The sequence below is a fragment of the Rhodococcus sp. MH15 genome (genome assembly GCF_019266045.1).
Classification (GTDB): domain Bacteria; phylum Actinomycetota; class Actinomycetes; order Mycobacteriales; family Mycobacteriaceae; genus Rhodococcus_F; species Rhodococcus_F qingshengii.
The window spans coordinates 312,369-327,997 of sequence record NZ_LPNP01000061.1; the positions used below are offsets into that span (position 1 = coordinate 312,369).

At 64.2% G+C, this 15,629-nt stretch carries 13 protein-coding genes; all 13 read right to left on the reverse strand.

Annotation, left to right across the window (positions count from 1 at the left end; genetic code table 11):
* Nucleotides 1-32: 32 nt before the first annotated feature.
* On the reverse strand, nt 33-1,052 hold the full coding sequence (locus ATN37_RS09355) for a triacylglycerol lipase (RefSeq protein ID WP_042445675.1): 1,020 nt from the start codon (nt 1,050-1,052) through the stop codon (nt 33-35).
* 94 nt (nt 1,053-1,146) lie between these two features.
* On the reverse strand, nt 1,147-1,815 hold the full coding sequence (locus tag ATN37_RS09360) for a PadR family transcriptional regulator (RefSeq protein ID WP_370333985.1): 669 nt from the start codon (nt 1,813-1,815) through the stop codon (nt 1,147-1,149).
* Nucleotides 1,816-1,987: 172 nt separating this feature from the next.
* Nucleotides 1,988-4,006, reverse strand: coding sequence for a primosomal protein N' (locus tag ATN37_RS09365; protein ID WP_080726519.1), 2,019 nt, complete (start codon nt 4,004-4,006; stop codon nt 1,988-1,990).
* A 25-nt stretch (nt 4,007-4,031) separates the two neighbouring features.
* On the reverse strand, nt 4,032-5,246 hold the full coding sequence (gene metK, locus ATN37_RS09370; protein WP_003944827.1) for a methionine adenosyltransferase: 1,215 nt from the start codon (nt 5,244-5,246) through the stop codon (nt 4,032-4,034).
* 188 nt (nt 5,247-5,434) lie between these two features.
* On the reverse strand, nt 5,435-6,733 hold the full coding sequence (gene coaBC / locus ATN37_RS09375; protein ID WP_003944888.1) for a bifunctional phosphopantothenoylcysteine decarboxylase/phosphopantothenate--cysteine ligase CoaBC: 1,299 nt from the start codon (nt 6,731-6,733) through the stop codon (nt 5,435-5,437).
* The gene (gene rpoZ / locus ATN37_RS09380) at nt 6,730-7,029 is read right to left on the reverse strand and encodes a DNA-directed RNA polymerase subunit omega (RefSeq protein ID WP_003944996.1); all 300 of its coding nucleotides are present in this window, start codon (nt 7,027-7,029) and stop codon (nt 6,730-6,732) included. The genes coaBC and rpoZ overlap by 4 nt, the downstream gene beginning before the upstream one ends.
* Nucleotides 7,030-7,127: 98 nt before the next feature.
* Nucleotides 7,128-7,727, reverse strand: coding sequence for a guanylate kinase (gmk, locus tag ATN37_RS09385; protein WP_003944801.1), 600 nt, complete (start codon nt 7,725-7,727; stop codon nt 7,128-7,130).
* Between the two features lie 36 nt (nt 7,728-7,763).
* Complete coding sequence (mihF, locus tag ATN37_RS09390) at nt 7,764-8,084, reverse strand: integration host factor, actinobacterial type (protein ID WP_003944825.1); 321 nt, start codon at nt 8,082-8,084, stop codon at nt 7,764-7,766.
* 369 nt (nt 8,085-8,453) lie between these two features.
* Entirely contained in the window at nt 8,454-9,653 is a 1,200-nt protein-coding gene (locus ATN37_RS09395) for a glycosyltransferase 87 family protein (protein WP_308125199.1), read from the reverse strand.
* Nucleotides 9,654-9,710: 57 nt separating this feature from the next.
* Nucleotides 9,711-10,532 carry an orotidine-5'-phosphate decarboxylase gene (pyrF, locus tag ATN37_RS09400; protein ID WP_218695056.1) on the reverse strand — a complete coding sequence of 274 codons (822 nt, stop codon included), beginning with the start codon at nt 10,530-10,532 and terminating at the stop codon, nt 9,711-9,713.
* Nucleotides 10,529-13,885 (reverse strand): carbamoyl-phosphate synthase large subunit, encoded by a 3,357-nt coding sequence (carB, locus tag ATN37_RS09405; protein WP_003945010.1) that lies wholly within the window; start codon nt 13,883-13,885, stop codon nt 10,529-10,531. Before carB ends, pyrF begins: the two co-directional genes overlap by 4 nt.
* A complete protein-coding gene (gene carA / locus ATN37_RS09410) occupies nt 13,885-15,060 on the reverse strand; it encodes a glutamine-hydrolyzing carbamoyl-phosphate synthase small subunit (RefSeq protein WP_218695058.1) in 1,176 nt (391 codons plus the stop codon). Before carA ends, carB begins: the two co-directional genes overlap by 1 nt.
* Nucleotides 15,057-15,623 carry a transporter gene (locus ATN37_RS09415; RefSeq protein ID WP_003944773.1) on the reverse strand — a complete coding sequence of 189 codons (567 nt, stop codon included), beginning with the start codon at nt 15,621-15,623 and terminating at the stop codon, nt 15,057-15,059. The genes carA and ATN37_RS09415 overlap by 4 nt, the downstream gene beginning before the upstream one ends.
* Between the last annotated feature and the right edge of the window lie 6 nt (nt 15,624-15,629).

Below are 15,629 nucleotides of genomic sequence, written 5' to 3' on the forward strand. Positions count from 1 at the left end.
GCTCACGAGTTAGCAGCTCACGAATTTGCAGCTCACGAATTTGCGTCGATGACCACTTGCGGAATATCCGTGCCGAGCGGCACCACGCTGCACGAAGCGTGCCGCTCGGCATCGGGGTCGAGGACCGTCCGGATGACGTCGATCACGTAGGGGTCGTACGGCATGCGGAAGTGGCCGGTCAGGTTAGACGGGCACAGATCCTGGAGGACGATGTTTTCTGCACCGGCACCGCGGAGCGCGATGTTCGAGGACGGCTGGATCATCTCGTCGACAGTGGACCCGATGGTCGTGTAGCGCACTCCGGGTACGGTGTCACCGCCGGCGTTGAGGGTGTTCAACATATCCGACCCTTGCATCTGCTCGCGGACAGCTCGCGAAAAGACGTCTTCGACAAAGTCTTCTCCGCCGGGGATCGCACGGACAATGGGAACCAACCCGAACATCACCCCACCGTAGGTCGGCGAAGCCAAACCGACCCAATGATCGACGTAGGCGTCGCCGCCCATCTTGTTGACGTAGTACCGCGTCACCGTCGCGCCTTGGGAATAGCCGATCACGTCGACCTTGTCCGCTCCGGTCGCGGTCAGCACCTGATCGACGAAAGAACCGAACGCGGTGGCACTACCGACTATGTCGCCGACGCCGTAGGTCTCGTGTGCGACGTCCCCGTCTTCTTCTTTGATCGCACCGCCGTAATTGAGAGCGAAGACGCAGTAGCCGTCAGCTGCCAGTGCCGGCGACAGGGCCGCCCAATCCGCGTACGCCTCGGTGTCGGTTCCGTGGGCGAGTACAACCGGTCGGGGATGCGTGGCGGAAGGCTCACAGCCGAAATCGTTCGATCCGGCAGGTGCGGATCCTGGATGAGCATGAGCGAATGCGGTGGCTACCGAACGCGACACCTGGCCTGGGCCGATGACGAGGGGAACATCCATCGCGTCGGCACTCGCAGACGGGAGCGTCGGTGCGGCAGCCGATATCGCCGGCGGTGCTCCGATCAGCAGCGCCACTGCTACCGAAAATGTCAGTCCCACAGACCGTTTGACGCCAGACATTGTTCCTGCTCCTGCTCTGATCCTACGAGGGAGCTGACCGTAACACCAGAAACTTCGAGGCGCATACCCTACCGAACAGTAGGTATCCGACGTCTCAATTGCCGCCTTCATCGGAGTCATCACCGGCAAGCACTCGGTAGAGCGATTTGCGCGCCTCGACAAGCACGTCGGCTGCGGCCTTGACCTGCGCTGGTGTGCCTACAGCAGCCACTTGACCGGCCGCGCCCATCAGCTGGCCGATCAGTTCTCGAAGGTCCTGCTCCGGCTCCCCTACGCTGAGACGAACGTCATCCCACGGCGCCCCGAGATCGGCGCGATGTTCCTCGACGTACGCGACGCCTTCTTCTGTCAGCTTGGCGGTTTTGCGGCCGGCAACCTTTTCGATGATCACCAGTCCTTCGTCCTCGAGTTGGGACAGCGCGGGATAAATGGAGCCCGGACTCGGCTTCCAGACGCCGCCGCTGCGCTCGACGATCTGCTGAATCAATTCGTAGCCGTGCATCGGCTCTTCCGCGATCAACAGCAGAATCGCAGCGCGCACATCTCCTCGACGACCTCGTCCGCCACGTCCTCGCCCGCGACCGAACTGAGCGCCCGGACCGAAGCCGGGGCCGGGTCCGCCGTCTGGACCGAAACGCCCCCGCCGATGGCCTCTGCGTGGCATGTCACCGAAGCCCGGCCGCTCGTGCGGTCGACCGCGTCGACCACCGTCTCGATCGCCGGGACCATCGCCCGACGCGCCGTCGTCCGTCGGCACCCACATCACAAATGGTGGCCGTTGCTCACGGCCGAAACCGCCGAAGAAACCGCGCCGGCCGAACATCCCCTCGTTCGGGAAACTTGCATCCATCGTCGAACCTCCATCACTATCGTTGATAGTTCGACGATATATCGTCATATCGGGTAGCGCAAGGATTCCTCCGACAACTCGAAACTCAGCCGATGCGGCGTGGGTCGATCTGAATGCGGACCGGACCCGAAGACTTCCGCGCACTGCGCGCGGCCCTCGCATGTGCCAGAGCGTCCGCAAGGCCGCGACCGTCCTTGCGTGGAACGCGGACCAGCATTCGCTCCGGCGCGACACCGCTCTCGTCCTCACCGGAATACGGAAGCCTCTCCCCCGCAGGCAATTCCACTGGTCCGAGCAGCACAGCACTTGCCGGCAGATCAGCTGAATCCACCAACTCCGCAATTGCCGCGGATCCACCGTCGATCGCAGCCATGTGAACGGCCGGAGGAAAGCCGACCTCGTCCCGCTCCTCGAATTGAGACTGTGCGTGCCCCACCGGATCCCATCGGACCAACGCCTGCACCGTCGGGATACCCGAGTCTGCGACAACCACAACTTCACCGCCTTCGGACAGCGGAATCACCATGGCAGCAGCCGACATCCAGCGTCTGAGTGTTTCCTCGGCGGCGCGAAGATCGGGCCGGCCGAGCAGTGCCCAGCCGTCGAGCAAGAGCGCGGCGCCGTAGCCGCCGGTCATCACCGGCTCCGCACCCACTGTCGAGACCACCAACGCGGGCCCATGTGGCAGTTCCTTGACCACATCACTGCCCCCGGACAGAACAACTTTCACACCGGGAAACGCCCGCCCGAGTTCTTCGGCGGTCCGGCCGGCACCGACCACCACCGCGCGCAACGCTTTCGCCCCGCACGCGTGACATCGGTAGGCGGCATCGGCAACCCCGCACCAGCGGCACGCCGGTGTCCCGGCGCCGTCGGGACCTGCCGCAGCGGGAAGAGCCAGTGGGCCGTTGCACCGACGGCACCGTGCCGGGGCACGGCACTTTCCGCAGGCCAGGGTCGGTACGTACCCCCGCCGAGGCACCTGTACCAGGACTCCGTTGCCCTCACCCAGAGCGCGCCGGGCGGCCGCGAATGCAATAGCGGGCAAACGAGCCGCTCTGGCTCCCGGATCGCGGGCCAAGGCTTGATCGCTGTCGGCAAGCGCGGTGATCTTGGGTGCGTGGGCACGAACGACGTCCCGCGTAGCGACCAGATCGTGCGCCCATCCCGAGTCGACGAGTACCTGCGCTTCTGCCGTACGGGAGAACCCACCGATCACGACGGCGCACCCGGCGACGTAGCCACGCAGGACGGCAACTTCGCGGGCATGTGGATACGGCGACCGCGGCTCGGACAAGTTGTCGTCGCCGTCGTCCCAGACGACGACAAGACCGGTCTCGGGCGTCGGCGCAAAAACAGCACTCCGTGTGCCGACGACGATCCGGGCGGTCCCGCGCAGTGCAGCGAGCCACCTCCGATATCGCATGGCCGGCCCCAGGCCCGCGGACAGACCTACCACCGCATCCGCTCCGGAGAGTTCGGTACAAGCGGCGACGACGCGGTCCAGGTCGCGTTGATCGGGCACAACCAGGATCGCGGATTTACCACTTGCCGCTACGGCCCCGGCCAGTTCGGCCAGGCGCAGTGGCCAGTTTTCACCAGGCAACGCCTGCCAGACCGCACGCGGGCTTTTCGACTCGCGAATGGCGGACAGGAAGGCGTCACCGAATCTGTAGAGATGCCAACCATTTTCGATCGGTTCAGGAGCGGACGGTGACTCGGCGGGCTCCCACGGTTCCGCCTCGACCTTCGCGTGGCGCGGCGGTACCGCCAAACGGAGAACATCGGCGCGGGTTCCGGCATAACGCTCCGCCACACGATCGACGACTTGCGCGATTTCGGCCGTCAAGACCCGCTCGGACGAGATGACGCGTTCGAGCCAGCCGAACTTCCCCTGATGGTCACTGGTCGCCTCGCGCGAGACGATGAAACCGTCCACCAGACGACCAGCGAAGCGGATGCGCACCCGGACTCCGGGCTGCGCATCCGCTTCGAGTTCACGAGGAACGAGGTAGTCGAATTCACGGTCGAGGTGAGCGAGCGGGAGCATCGGCAGCACCCGGGCGACCGGATCGACTTCTGCCGCTACTCTTTCCGCGCCCACCCGCGCCCCGTCTGTACGTCAGTGATCAGAGACCAGCTGCGCTACGCAGCTTGTCGGCGCGATCGGTGCTCTCCCACGGGAGGTCGATGTCGGTGCGACCGAAGTGACCGTATGCCGCCGTCTGCGCGTAGATCGGGCGCAGCAGGTCGAGGTCGCGGATGATCGCTCCCGGACGCAGGTCGAAGATCTCGGTGATCGCCTTCTGGATCCGTGCCGGATCGGTCTTCTCGGTGCCGAAGGTTTCGACGAAGAGTCCGACCGGAGCTGCCTTGCCGATGGCGTAGGCGACCTGAACCTCGATGCGGTCGGCCAGACCTGCGGCAACAGCGTTCTTGGCCACCCAGCGCATGGCGTAGGCAGCGCTGCGGTCGACCTTTGACGGGTCCTTGCCGGAGAACGCGCCGCCACCGTGGCGAGCCATTCCGCCGTAGGTGTCGACGATGATCTTGCGGCCGGTCAAACCTGCGTCACCCATCGGGCCACCGAGGACGAACTTGCCCGTCGGGTTCACCAGCAGACGAACATCGGAGGTGTCGAGATCGGTGAGGTTGACGTCGGTCAGCACCGAGTGAAGCACCTTCTCGCGAAGATCGGGCGTCAACAGGTTGTCGAGGTCGATGTCAGCGGCATGCTGGGTGGAGATGACCACGGTGTCGAGACGGACAGCCTTGTCACCGTCGTACTCGATGGTGACCTGGGTCTTGCCGTCCGGGCGCAGGTACGGCAGCACGCCGGACTTACGGACCTCGGTCAACCGGCGAGAGAGACGATGAGCCAGCGCGATGGGTAGCGGCATCAGTTCCGGCGTGTCGGTGGTGGCGTAGCCGAACATCAGGCCCTGGTCGCCCGCACCCTGACGGTCGATCTCGTCGTCGCTGATTCCGTCGACGCGAGCCTCGTGCGAGTGATCGACACCCTGCGCGATCTCGGGCGACTGGGCGCCGATCGCGACGTTGACGCCGCAGGAGTTACCGTCGAAGCCCTTTGCGGAGCTGTCGTAGCCGATTTCGAGGACCGTGTCGCGCACGATCTTCGGAATGTCCGCGTACGCAGTGGTCGTGACCTCACCGGCTACGTGAACCTGGCCGGTGGTGACCAGTGTCTCGACGGCCACGCGGGCGCGCGGGTCCTGGGTGAGCAGCGCGTCGAGGATCGAGTCGCTGATCGCGTCACAGATCTTGTCCGGGTGCCCCTCGGTGACGGACTCGCTGGTGAATAGCCGACTGCCGGACTTGCTCACAGATCTCCCTCTCGACGACTGAGTTCTTGACTACAGCTTATTGAAGTATCCGAATCACCGTTCGGTGACCGTTTTGTCATGCTTTGTTAGCTGGGGGCTGAGCCGACGATAACGGTTGGACCGCCTGCGCAACACCCTTGTACTCACCCGATTATCGTGGGGTAACTCTCACCACCGGGCGCGTGTCGCTACTCGGGAAAGAGCTTGACCAGGGCGTCGAGTACTCGACTGGCCATCAAAGCCTTGGATCCGTGTTCGAGAGCGGACTCCGAGCCGTCGGAACCGAGCAACCAACCGTCGTTGTGATCGACCTCGAACGCCTTGCCCTCGCCGACCGCATTGACCACGAGGAGATCGCAACCTTTGCGGGCAAGCTTGGAGCGGGCATAGGTGAGAACGTCACCATGGGCGTCACCGGTCTCAGCGGCGAATCCGACGATCACCGTTCGAGCATCCAAGTCGCCGTCACGACGCGCTTCGACGAGACCGGCGAGGATGTCGGCATTTCTGGTGAGGCTGATCGAGTCGGGTTCGTTTGCGCCCTTCTTGATCTTGCTGCCTTCGACGGTGGTGGGGCGGAAGTCCGCGACAGCCGCAGCCATGACGACTCCGTCGTGTCCCGGTGCGTGCTTTTCCACTGCCAACCGGAGATCTTCGGCCGTCTTGATGTGCACGACGTCGACAGCGGCGGGGTCGGCGAGATCAGCCGTGTACCCGGCGATCAGTGTCACGTGCGCGCCGCGTTGCGCGGCAAGACGGGCAAGCGCGTAGCCCTGCTTGCCCGAGCTGCGATTACCGAGAAAGCGCACGGGATCGAGCGGCTCGCGAGTACCGCCGGCGGTGACCAGAATGCGGCGACCCTCCAGGTCGCGCGGCAACGCGTCCGAGCGCTCGAGGAGCAACGATGCCAACCCGACGATCTCGTCGGGTTCGGGAAGTCGACCGGCTCCGGTGTCTTTCCCGGTCAAACGCCCGGAGGCAGGTTCGATCACGTGGACGCCGCGCGAACGCAGTGTCGCCACGTTCGAGACCGTTGCGGGGTGCTCCCACATCTCGGTGTGCATTGCTGGGGCGAAGACGACCGGACAGCGCGCGGTCAACAAAGTGGCCGTCAACAGGTCGTCTGCGCGACCCATGACCGCTCGCGCCATCAGATCAGCGGTTGCCGGCGCGATGACGACCAGATCGGCTTCCTGTCCGAGACGGACATGCGGAACCTGCGGGACGTCGTTGAAGACGCCGGTGTGAACCGGGTTGCCGGAGAGTGCTTCGAACGTCGCGCGCCCGACGAACTCCAGAGCGGATTCAGTCGGAATCACGCGGACGTGATGACCGCTCTCGGTGAAGCTGCGGATGATCGAGCACGCCTTGTACGCGGCGATACCCCCACCGACACCGACGACAATGCGCTTACGTATCGATGTGGGCGCGTCGGACACTCCCCCGACACCCGAACGAGGTTCGGGTGCGGCAGATGTGGTGCTCACTCGCCTTCGGTGTGCTCGAGGAGATCAGCGTGGATTTCACGCAACGCGATGGACAGCGGCTTTTCCTGCAGACCGGGCTCGACCAGAGGTCCGACGTATTCGAGGATGCCGTCACCGAGCTGGTTGTAGTAGTCGTTGATCTGGCGCGCGCGCTTGGCCGAGTAGATGACCAGGGCGTACTTGGAAGAGGTGCGTTCGAGCAACTCGTCGATCGGCGGGTTGGTGATGCCGAGCGGGGTGTCGTAGGCAGGCAGAGCGCCCTGACCTGCTGCGGACGCGGCTGAAGTGCTGCTCACTCTTGTGTCTCCTGAATTAGATCTTCATTGAAGAACTAGTTTTATCGATCCGGATATCTGAGAAACGGGGTGGAAATCGGTTCCCGAAGGGTGCGGAATCAGTTCCCAACCAACAAGGATACCAACTCATCGCAAGCACGGCTTACATCCTCGTTCACGATGACCGTGTCGAACTCGTCCTGTGCGGCCAATTCCACTCGGGCCGTCTCGAGTCGGCGCGCCACGACGTCTTCCGTTTCGGTTCCACGTCCGGTCAGCCGTTGCACCAGAACGTCCCAGCTCGGTGGAGCCATGAACACCAACAGAGCCTCGGGCATCGCCTTGCGGACAGCTCGTGCTCCGGCGAGATCGACCTCGACGAGAACGGGCTTTCCAGCTTCGAGCGCTTCTTCGACCGGAGCTGCGGGGGTGCCGGAGCGCTGCAGGCCGCCGTGGATTTCCGCCCATTCGAGAAGTTCACCGGAGTCGATCATCCGTTGAAATTCTTCACGGGAGGTGAATCGGTAGTCCTTGCCGTCCACTTCACCTGGACGGGGATCGCGAGTGGTCGCCGAAACACTGAAAACGAGTTCAGGCAACCGAGTTCTCAGCTCGCGAACGACGCTGGACTTACCGACAGCCGAAGGGCCGGCCAGTACAACCAGCCGACCCCTCCGCACTGCGGTCTTGCTCTCTGACACTGTTGCGTCAGCAATCATCAGACACTGCCGCGTCAGCAATCATCACTTGTCGGCTCAGGCCTCGAAGTCAAACTTGGTGAGCAGAGCCTTGCGCTGCCGATCACCGAGGCCACGAAGGCGACGGGTCGGTGCAATCTCCAGCTCGGTCATGATCTCCTGAGCCTTGACCTTGCCCACCTTGGGCAGCGCCTCGAGCAGTGCCGAAACCTTCATCTTGCCCAAGATTTCGTTGTCTTCGGCGTCCTTGAGGACCTGCTTGAGGTCGGTGCCGCCACGCTTCAGGCGCTCCTTGAGCTCAGCCCTGGCCTTGCGGGCAGCAGCTGCCTTCTCCAAAGCAGCAGCGCGCTGCTCATCAGTCAACTGGGGAAGGGCCACGGTTCCTCCGTCTCGTCGTGTGCAAATTTTGTCTATTCCGCTGATAACCAGCAGCGATAGCGACCGTACTCACGCCTGGCGCGAATTGCTAACCCACCCCCCGCGGTCCGATGCAGATCGCGGTGGGTTATGCGCGTCGAATCGATGTCACGGATCGTCACCGTTTTCGGCTGGATCGAGACGAATTCGACGCCACACGAACGTGCGTACAGTACCGAAATAGACTGTAACACAATGTATTTCGACCCATAGCGTGCGACACCCCCGTGCGAGTGTGCGAAATCGTTACCTGCGGGAATGAACGTGGTCGCCGACACATCCAAAATTTTCGAGCATTTTCGGCGCCTATGCGCGTGTCGCGGCCCGTTTTCAGGTCTGCAGCGACGATTTCGGATCGCCGGCGTCGACCGTCTCGGGTTCGATGCGACTCACGCCGGGGACGGCCAGAGCGAGCACTACCGCGAGGCTCGCCCAGAGCAATGAATTCTCCAGCACGAAGCCGACTACCGGGATATCCATGTCCGCGCCGACTCGCGGAAGCCGAAACAGCACTACGACAGCGGTGAGACCGATCGCGATCCAGGACCACACAGGGACCGATCGAGTGCCCTCCCCCACGCCCGACTTGATCGGAACGAGGAGTACACCCACCGCCGGCACCAACCACACGAAGTGGTGCGTCCAGGCAATGGGAGTCACGATTGCCGCCAGCAGAGCCACCACCGTGAAACCGGCGAGATCGCCCCGCAGGCGCTGAGCGCGCCGCGTCGCGACAATTCCGAGGACACCCAACACCGCACAGGCGACGAGCCAGGCCGGACCCACCAGGCCCTCGGGAAGTAGCCGCAAGGCCATTCCACGCACGGACTGGTTACCGAACACGGACGGGTCACCGACGGCGACGCGCCCCGAGAGTGAGGCGATGTCGCCGAAGTAGTCGATCGTCTGGCGTGGGAGAACCGCAAAGCCCAGAGCCGTGGCGCCGAGGAAGCCGGCGAGGCCGCCCGCAACTGCTTTCCAGCGCCCGGTGATCACGTAGTAACCGATGTAGACGAGTGGCACCAGTTTGACCGCGCCGGCGATCCCCACCAGCACGCCCTCGGGAATCCACCGTGGTCGAGCCAGCACGTCGATCAAGCACAGGAGAGTCAGAAACAACCCGACCTGGCCGTACCCGAGGTGATCGGAGATCGGCGATGCCGCCGTCCACAGGACCAGGAAACCCACGTAGACGACGACTGGCCGCTTACGTGTGAACGGGACTTCGCGATAGCTGAGCACGATGATCGCGGCCAGCATCAGGAGGCTGACGAAACTCCATCCCCACTGGACCGCACCCCAGGAACCCAGGGCGACGGGAACGGCGACGAGCGCAGCGAAGGGCGGATACGTGAACGGCAATCTCGCGTTGAACGACTCGTCGTACAGGTTCGAGCCGTCGAGGACGGCCTGACCCGCTGTCCGGTACACGGCAAGATCGTCGCCGTGTACGCCGGTGACGGATTGGAACCCGGTGGCCAGCAGCGCGCACGCCGCGACGAGAAGTCCGATCTGCCACCAACGATTCACCGACGGACGGTACCACCGGGTTCCACCGCTCGAACGAGCCTCGAGGTCACTCACGGATCAGTTCGCCAATGCGGCTTCGATCTCGTCTCGGTCACGCATTGCTGCCTCCCGAAGTGCCGATACCGAAGGACCATTCTTGAGCACCCCGCGGGAAGTGTTCGGCAGCAGGAGCTCGGTCGATCCCGCGAAGATGTCTGCGAGATCCGCTGCCGTCGCACCCTGCGCGCCGAGTCCCGGAGCGAGAATCGGGCCGTTGAACTGCGACAGGTCCAGACCGTGGTCCCGAGTTGCACCGACCACCAGTCCGACGGTGTCACGGCCGTCGACGTTCGCATCGACCGCAGCGTCGACGATCGACTGAGCCACGCTCACACCGTCAGCCGACGACTGTTGAAGTACGCCGCCTTCCGGATTGGAGGTTCGTGCCAGGACGAAGATCCCGCGTGCGTTCTGCCGTGCCAGTTCGAGTGTCGGAGTCAGCGCCCCGAATCCCAGGTACGGCGAAACGGTGACCGAGTCGGAGGCCAACGGCGAATCACCCAACCAGGCTTGCGCGTACGCGTCCATCGTCGAACCGATGTCACCGCGCTTGGCATCCGCGACGACCAGCGTTCCCGCATCGCGAAGAACCGAGATGGTCCGCTCCAACACGGCGAAGCCGGCGCTGCCGTAAGCCTCGAAGAACGCAACCTGCGGTTTGACCAGTCCGACCTCACCGGTGAACGCCTCGACGCAGATCTCGGCGAAAGTCTCGAGACCTTCGGCCGTACGCGGCAGTCCCCACGCGTCGAGAAGCGCGGGATGCGGGTCGATACCGACGCACAGCCGCCCCCGGTCCGCGATCGCGGACCGGAGACGCTGCCCCCAACTGTGACTCACGACTGCTGTGCCGGCTGACGAAGACCTGCGTGCAATTCCTGCAGGGAGTGAACTCCGATGTCGCCGCGAATGGCTGCTTCGATGCCCTGCACGGCAGCCGAGGCGCCCTGCACCGTCGTGATGCACGGGATGTTCGACGCAACCGCTGCGCTTCGGATCTCGTAGCCGTCGACACGCGGGCCGTTGTTGCCGTACGGCGTGTTGATGACCATGGCGACCTCGCCGCTGCGGATCTGGTCGACGATGGTCTCGGCACCGGCCGGAACATCTTCACCCGACTGCTTGTACACCTGCTTGCACTCGATACCGTTGCGCCGCAAAACATCTGCGGTTCCTTCGGTGGCAAGAATGGTGAATCCGAGGTCTGCCAGGCGCTTGACCGGGAAGATCAGCGAACGCTTGTCCTTGTTGGCGACCGAGACGAACACCGCGCCCGTGGTGGGCAACGAACCGTAGGCGGCAGTCTGCGACTTGGCAAAAGCCGTACCGAAGTCGAAGTCGATTCCCATGACTTCACCGGTGGACTTCATTTCCGGGCTGAGCAAGGTATCCACGCCGGTACCGTCGGCGCGGCGGAAGCGGTTGAACGGCAACACAGCTTCCTTGACCGCGATCGGTGCACCGGCCGGGGTGTTTCCGCCGTCGCCCTTCGCCGGCAGAATGCCGCTCGCACGCAGTTCCGCGATGGATTCGCCGAGCATGACGCGGGCGCATGCCTTGGCCAGCTGGACGGCCGTCGCCTTGGACACGAACGGAACCGTGCGGCTGGCGCGGGGATTTGCTTCCAGCACGTAGAGGATGTCGTCCTTGAGGGCGTACTGGACGTTGAGCAGGCCCTTGACGCCGATGCCCTTTGCGAGAGCCTCGGTGGAGCGGCGGACGTTCTCGAGATCCGCCCGGCCCAGAGTGATGGGCGGGAGCGCACACGCCGAGTCACCGGAGTGAATGCCGGCTTCCTCGATGTGCTCCATGACGCCGCCGAGGTACACCTCGGTGCCGTCGCACAGAGCGTCGACGTCGATCTCGACTGCGTCTTCGAGGAAGCGGTCGACCAGGACCGGACGATCGTCGGAGATCTCCGTGGCGCGCGAGATGTAGTCGGCGAGGGAAGCCTCGTCGTAGACGATCTCCATGCCGCGGCCACCGAGCACGTACGACGGACGCACCAGCACCGGGTAGCCGATGCCTGCTGCGATCTCGCGGGCGCCGTCGAACGTGGTGGCGGTACCGAACTTCGGTGCGGGCAGACCGGCTTCGGTGAGCACGCGGCCGAATTCGCCGCGGTCCTCCGCCAGGTCGATGGCTGCGGGGCTGGTTCCCACGATGGGGACGCCGGCAGCTTCGAGACGCTTCGCCAGTCCGAGCGGGGTCTGGCCGCCGAGCTGGACGATGACGCCGGCAACGGTGCCCGACTGCGCCTCCGCGCGGTAGACCTCGAAGACGTCCTCGAACGTCAGCGGCTCGAAGTACAGGCGATCAGCGGTGTCGTAGTCCGTGGAGACGGTCTCGGGGTTGCAGTTGACCATGACGGTCTCGTACCCGGCCTCGGACAGCGTCTGCGCCGCGTGGACACACGAGTAGTCGAACTCGATGCCCTGACCGATGCGGTTGGGGCCGGATCCGAGGATCAGAACCTTGGGTCGCTCGGTCTGCGGAGCAACTTCGGACTCGGCCTCGGGATCGAGCTCGTAGGTCGAGTAGTGGTACGGCGTCTTAGCCTCGAACTCTGCGGCGCAGGTGTCGACGGTCTTGTAGACGGGGCGCACGCCCAGCTGATCACGCAGAGCGCGAACGGCGTCCTCACCTGCGTGCGTGTCACCACCGAGCTCGGGGCGCAGAGCCGCGATCTGGCGGTCCGAGATGCCGTGGTACTTGGCCTGACGCAGGGAAGCCTCGTCGAAAGACTCTGCAGCGCGCAGCTTTTCACCGAGCTCGTGAATCTGCTGGAACTGGTCGAGGAACCACGGATCGATCTTGGTGGCGTCGAAGAGCTGCTCGACAGTTGCGCCGAGCGCGAATGCCTTCTCGATGCCGTACATGCGGCCGTCCTGCGGAACGCTCAGATCGGCGAGCAGTGCATCCAGGCTCTCCGTCTCGATGTCGGCGCCGGTCCAGTAACCCGCACGCTTGGTCTCGAGCGAACGCATGACCTTGCCGAAAGCCTCGGTGAAGTTGCGGCCGATGCTCATGGCCTCGCCCACCGACTTCATCGTGGTGGTCAGAGTTCCGTCGGCACCGGGGAACTTCTCGAAAGCGAACCGCGGAGCCTTGACGACGACGTAGTCGAGCGTCGGCTCGAAGCAAGCCGGGGTTTCCTTGGTGATGTCGTTGACGATCTCGTCGAGCGTGTAGCCGATGGCAAGCTTGGCCGCCATCTTCGCGATCGGGTAACCGGTCGCCTTCGACGCCAGAGCCGACGAGCGGGAGACACGCGGGTTCATCTCGATGACGACCAGGCGGCCGTCCTTCGGGTCCATCGCGAACTGGATGTTGCAGCCGCCGGTGTCGACGCCCACCTCACGCAGAATGTCGATGGAAAGGTCGCGCATCGCCTGGTACTCGCGGTCGGTCAGCGTCATCGCCGGGGCGACGGTGACCGAGTCTCCGGTGTGGACACCGACCGGGTCGACGTTCTCGATGGAGCAGACGATCACGACGTTGTCGCGACTGTCACGCATGAGCTCGAGTTCGTATTCCTTCCAACCGAGGATGGATTCCTCGATCAGGACGTTCGCCGTCGGCGACGCGGCCAGACCGCCACCGGCGATGCGGTTGAGATCGTCGACGTCGTACGCCATGCCGGAACCGAGGCCGCCCATGGTGAAGGACGGACGCACGACAACCGGGTAACCGAGTTCGGCGACCGTGGCGTGTACTTCGTCCATCGTGTAGCAAACTGCGGACTTCGCGGATTCGCCACCGACCTTGGCGACGATGTCCTTGAACTTCTGGCGATCCTCGCCGCGCTGGATGGCGTCGAAGTCGGCGCCGATCAGTTCGACGTCGTACTTCTCGAGGATGCCCTGCTCGTGCAGCGCCACTGCGGCGTTGAGCGCAGTCTGACCGCCGAGCGTCGCGAGGACGGCGTCGATCTTGTTGCCCTGCAAGGCTTCCTTGGCGATGACCTTCTCGAGGAACTCGGCCGTGATCGGCTCGACGTACGTGGCGTCGGCGAACTCGGGGTCCGTCATGATGGTGGCCGGGTTGGAGTTGACCAGGCTGACGCGCAGGCCCTCCTCCTGGAGGACGCGGCAGGCCTGGGTGCCCGAGTAGTCGAACTCGCAGGCCTGACCGATGACGATCGGACCGGAGCCGATTACCAGGATGTGCTTGAGATCTGTACGGCGTGGCATTAGTTCTTGACTCCGGTTTCTTTCCGTGCGGAGAGCAGGCTGGTGAAGCGGTCGAAGAGGTACGCGGCGTCGTGCGGGCCGGCTGCCGCCTCGGGGTGGTACTGCACCGAGAAGGCCGAATCGTCCAGCAGGCGAACACCTTCGACGGCTCCGTCGTTGGCGCAGGTGTGGCTGACCACCGCGCGGCCGAACGGGGTGTCGAATTCCTGACCGGCTTCGCCTTCGAGCGCGAAGCCGTGGTTCTGAGCGGTGATCGCGATGCGACCGGTCTGATGCTCGATCACCGGGATGTTGATTCCGCGGTGGCCGAACTTCATCTTGTAGGTGCTCAGGCCCAGGGCGCGGCCCAGGATCTGGTTGCCGAAGCAGATACCGAACAGCGGCAAGCCCTGTCCGATGACCTCTTTCGTGAGGTGGACTGCGCCGTCGGCGGTGGCTGGGTCACCGGGACCGTTGGAGAGGAACACTCCGTCGGCCTTCAGGTCGAGGATCTGTTCGAGACTCGCGTTGGACGGCAACACGTGGACGCGAATACCGCGCTCGGCGAACATGCGCGGGGTGTTGGTCTTGATACCGAGGTCGATGGCGGCAACCGTGTACAGCGCCTCCCCGCCCTTCGGCTCGACGACGTAGCCGCTGGTGGTGCTGACCTCACCGGCAAGATCGGCGCCGAGCATGGTCGGCTGATCCTGAACCCGTCGGACCAGTTCGTCATCGGCGGCGATGGCTTCACCGGAAAAAATTCCGGCCTTCATCGAACCGCGAGTACGCAGGTGGCGAACCAGGGCGCGGGTGTCGATCCCGGCGATTCCGACGATGCCCTGTTCTTCGAGCTTGGCCTGCAGCGAACCAGTTGCACGCCAGCTCGAGGTGACGCGCGAGGGGTCACGAACGACGTACCCGGCAACCCAGATCTTGGCGCCGGCACGCTCGCCGGTCGGTCCGACCGACTCGTCGTCTTCGTCGTTCCAGCCGGTGTTGCCGATCTGCGGTGCGGTGGAGACGACGATCTGGCGGTGGTAGCTGGGATCGGTGAGCGTTTCCTGGTAGCCGGTCATTCCGGTGCTGAACACCGCTTCGCCCAGGGTATGTCCAACCGCACCGAAGGTGGTTCCGCGGAACACCCGTCCGTCTTCGAGGACCAGTACTGCGGGGCTGTTGTCAAAGCCGCTCATGCGTTCTTTCCGTTCTGCTCGATGTCGCCAGAGCTTGCGTCTTCGTTGTCATTCGTCTTGTTCGAAGCGGTCTTGTTCGAAGCAGTCACCGGCTTGACCCAGTCCGGATAAACCGTCTTGTCGTCACCGCGCACGCCCGTGTCGATCTCGGTTCCGCTCGGCAATTCCCAGCGAATCACCAGGACGCCGTCCTTGCTCATGACCTTGCCGGCAAGACCGTTCTCCGTGCGGATCGCGCGGATCGACTTCTCCGGAATCCAGATCGCCGACGCGCCGTCACGCTCGACCAGAATTCCGCCGCTGTAGCGGCTGATCTCGCAGGTGGCGCGGAAACCGAGGTCGCCGACGGCGATACGGTCCTGCCAACTGGGTGCGATGGTGCTGCCGACGTACAGGCCGGTGGTCGGCAGGACGAGCAGTTCACCCAGGGTTGCCGGTACCGTCGGCAGTTCGCCGATCTTGTCTTTCTGGCGTCGAGCGCGTCCACGCCAGCCGACGTACATCAGGCCGATCATCGCGACCCAGAAGATCGCCAGACCGATGATCCACAGTGCTCTGTCCATGACGCG

Bases quoted from the DNA above. Each gene is read 5' to 3' on its own strand.
- ATN37_RS09360 (WP_370333985.1), bottom strand. From the start codon at position 1,815: ATGTGGGTGCCGACGGACGACGGCGCGTCGGGCGATGGTCCCGGCGAT.
- carA (WP_218695058.1), bottom strand. From the start codon at position 15,060: ATGAGCGGCTTTGACAACAGCCCCGCAGTACTGGTCCTCGAAGACGGA.
- ATN37_RS09355 (WP_042445675.1), bottom strand. From the start codon at position 1,052: ATGTCTGGCGTCAAACGGTCTGTGGGACTGACATTTTCGGTAGCAGTG.
- carB (WP_003945010.1), bottom strand. From the start codon at position 13,885: ATGCCACGCCGTACAGATCTCAAGCACATCCTGGTAATCGGCTCCGGT.
- ATN37_RS09415 (WP_003944773.1), bottom strand. From the start codon at position 15,623: ATGGACAGAGCACTGTGGATCATCGGTCTGGCGATCTTCTGGGTCGCG.
- gmk (WP_003944801.1), bottom strand. From the start codon at position 7,727: ATGATTGCTGACGCAACAGTGTCAGAGAGCAAGACCGCAGTGCGGAGG.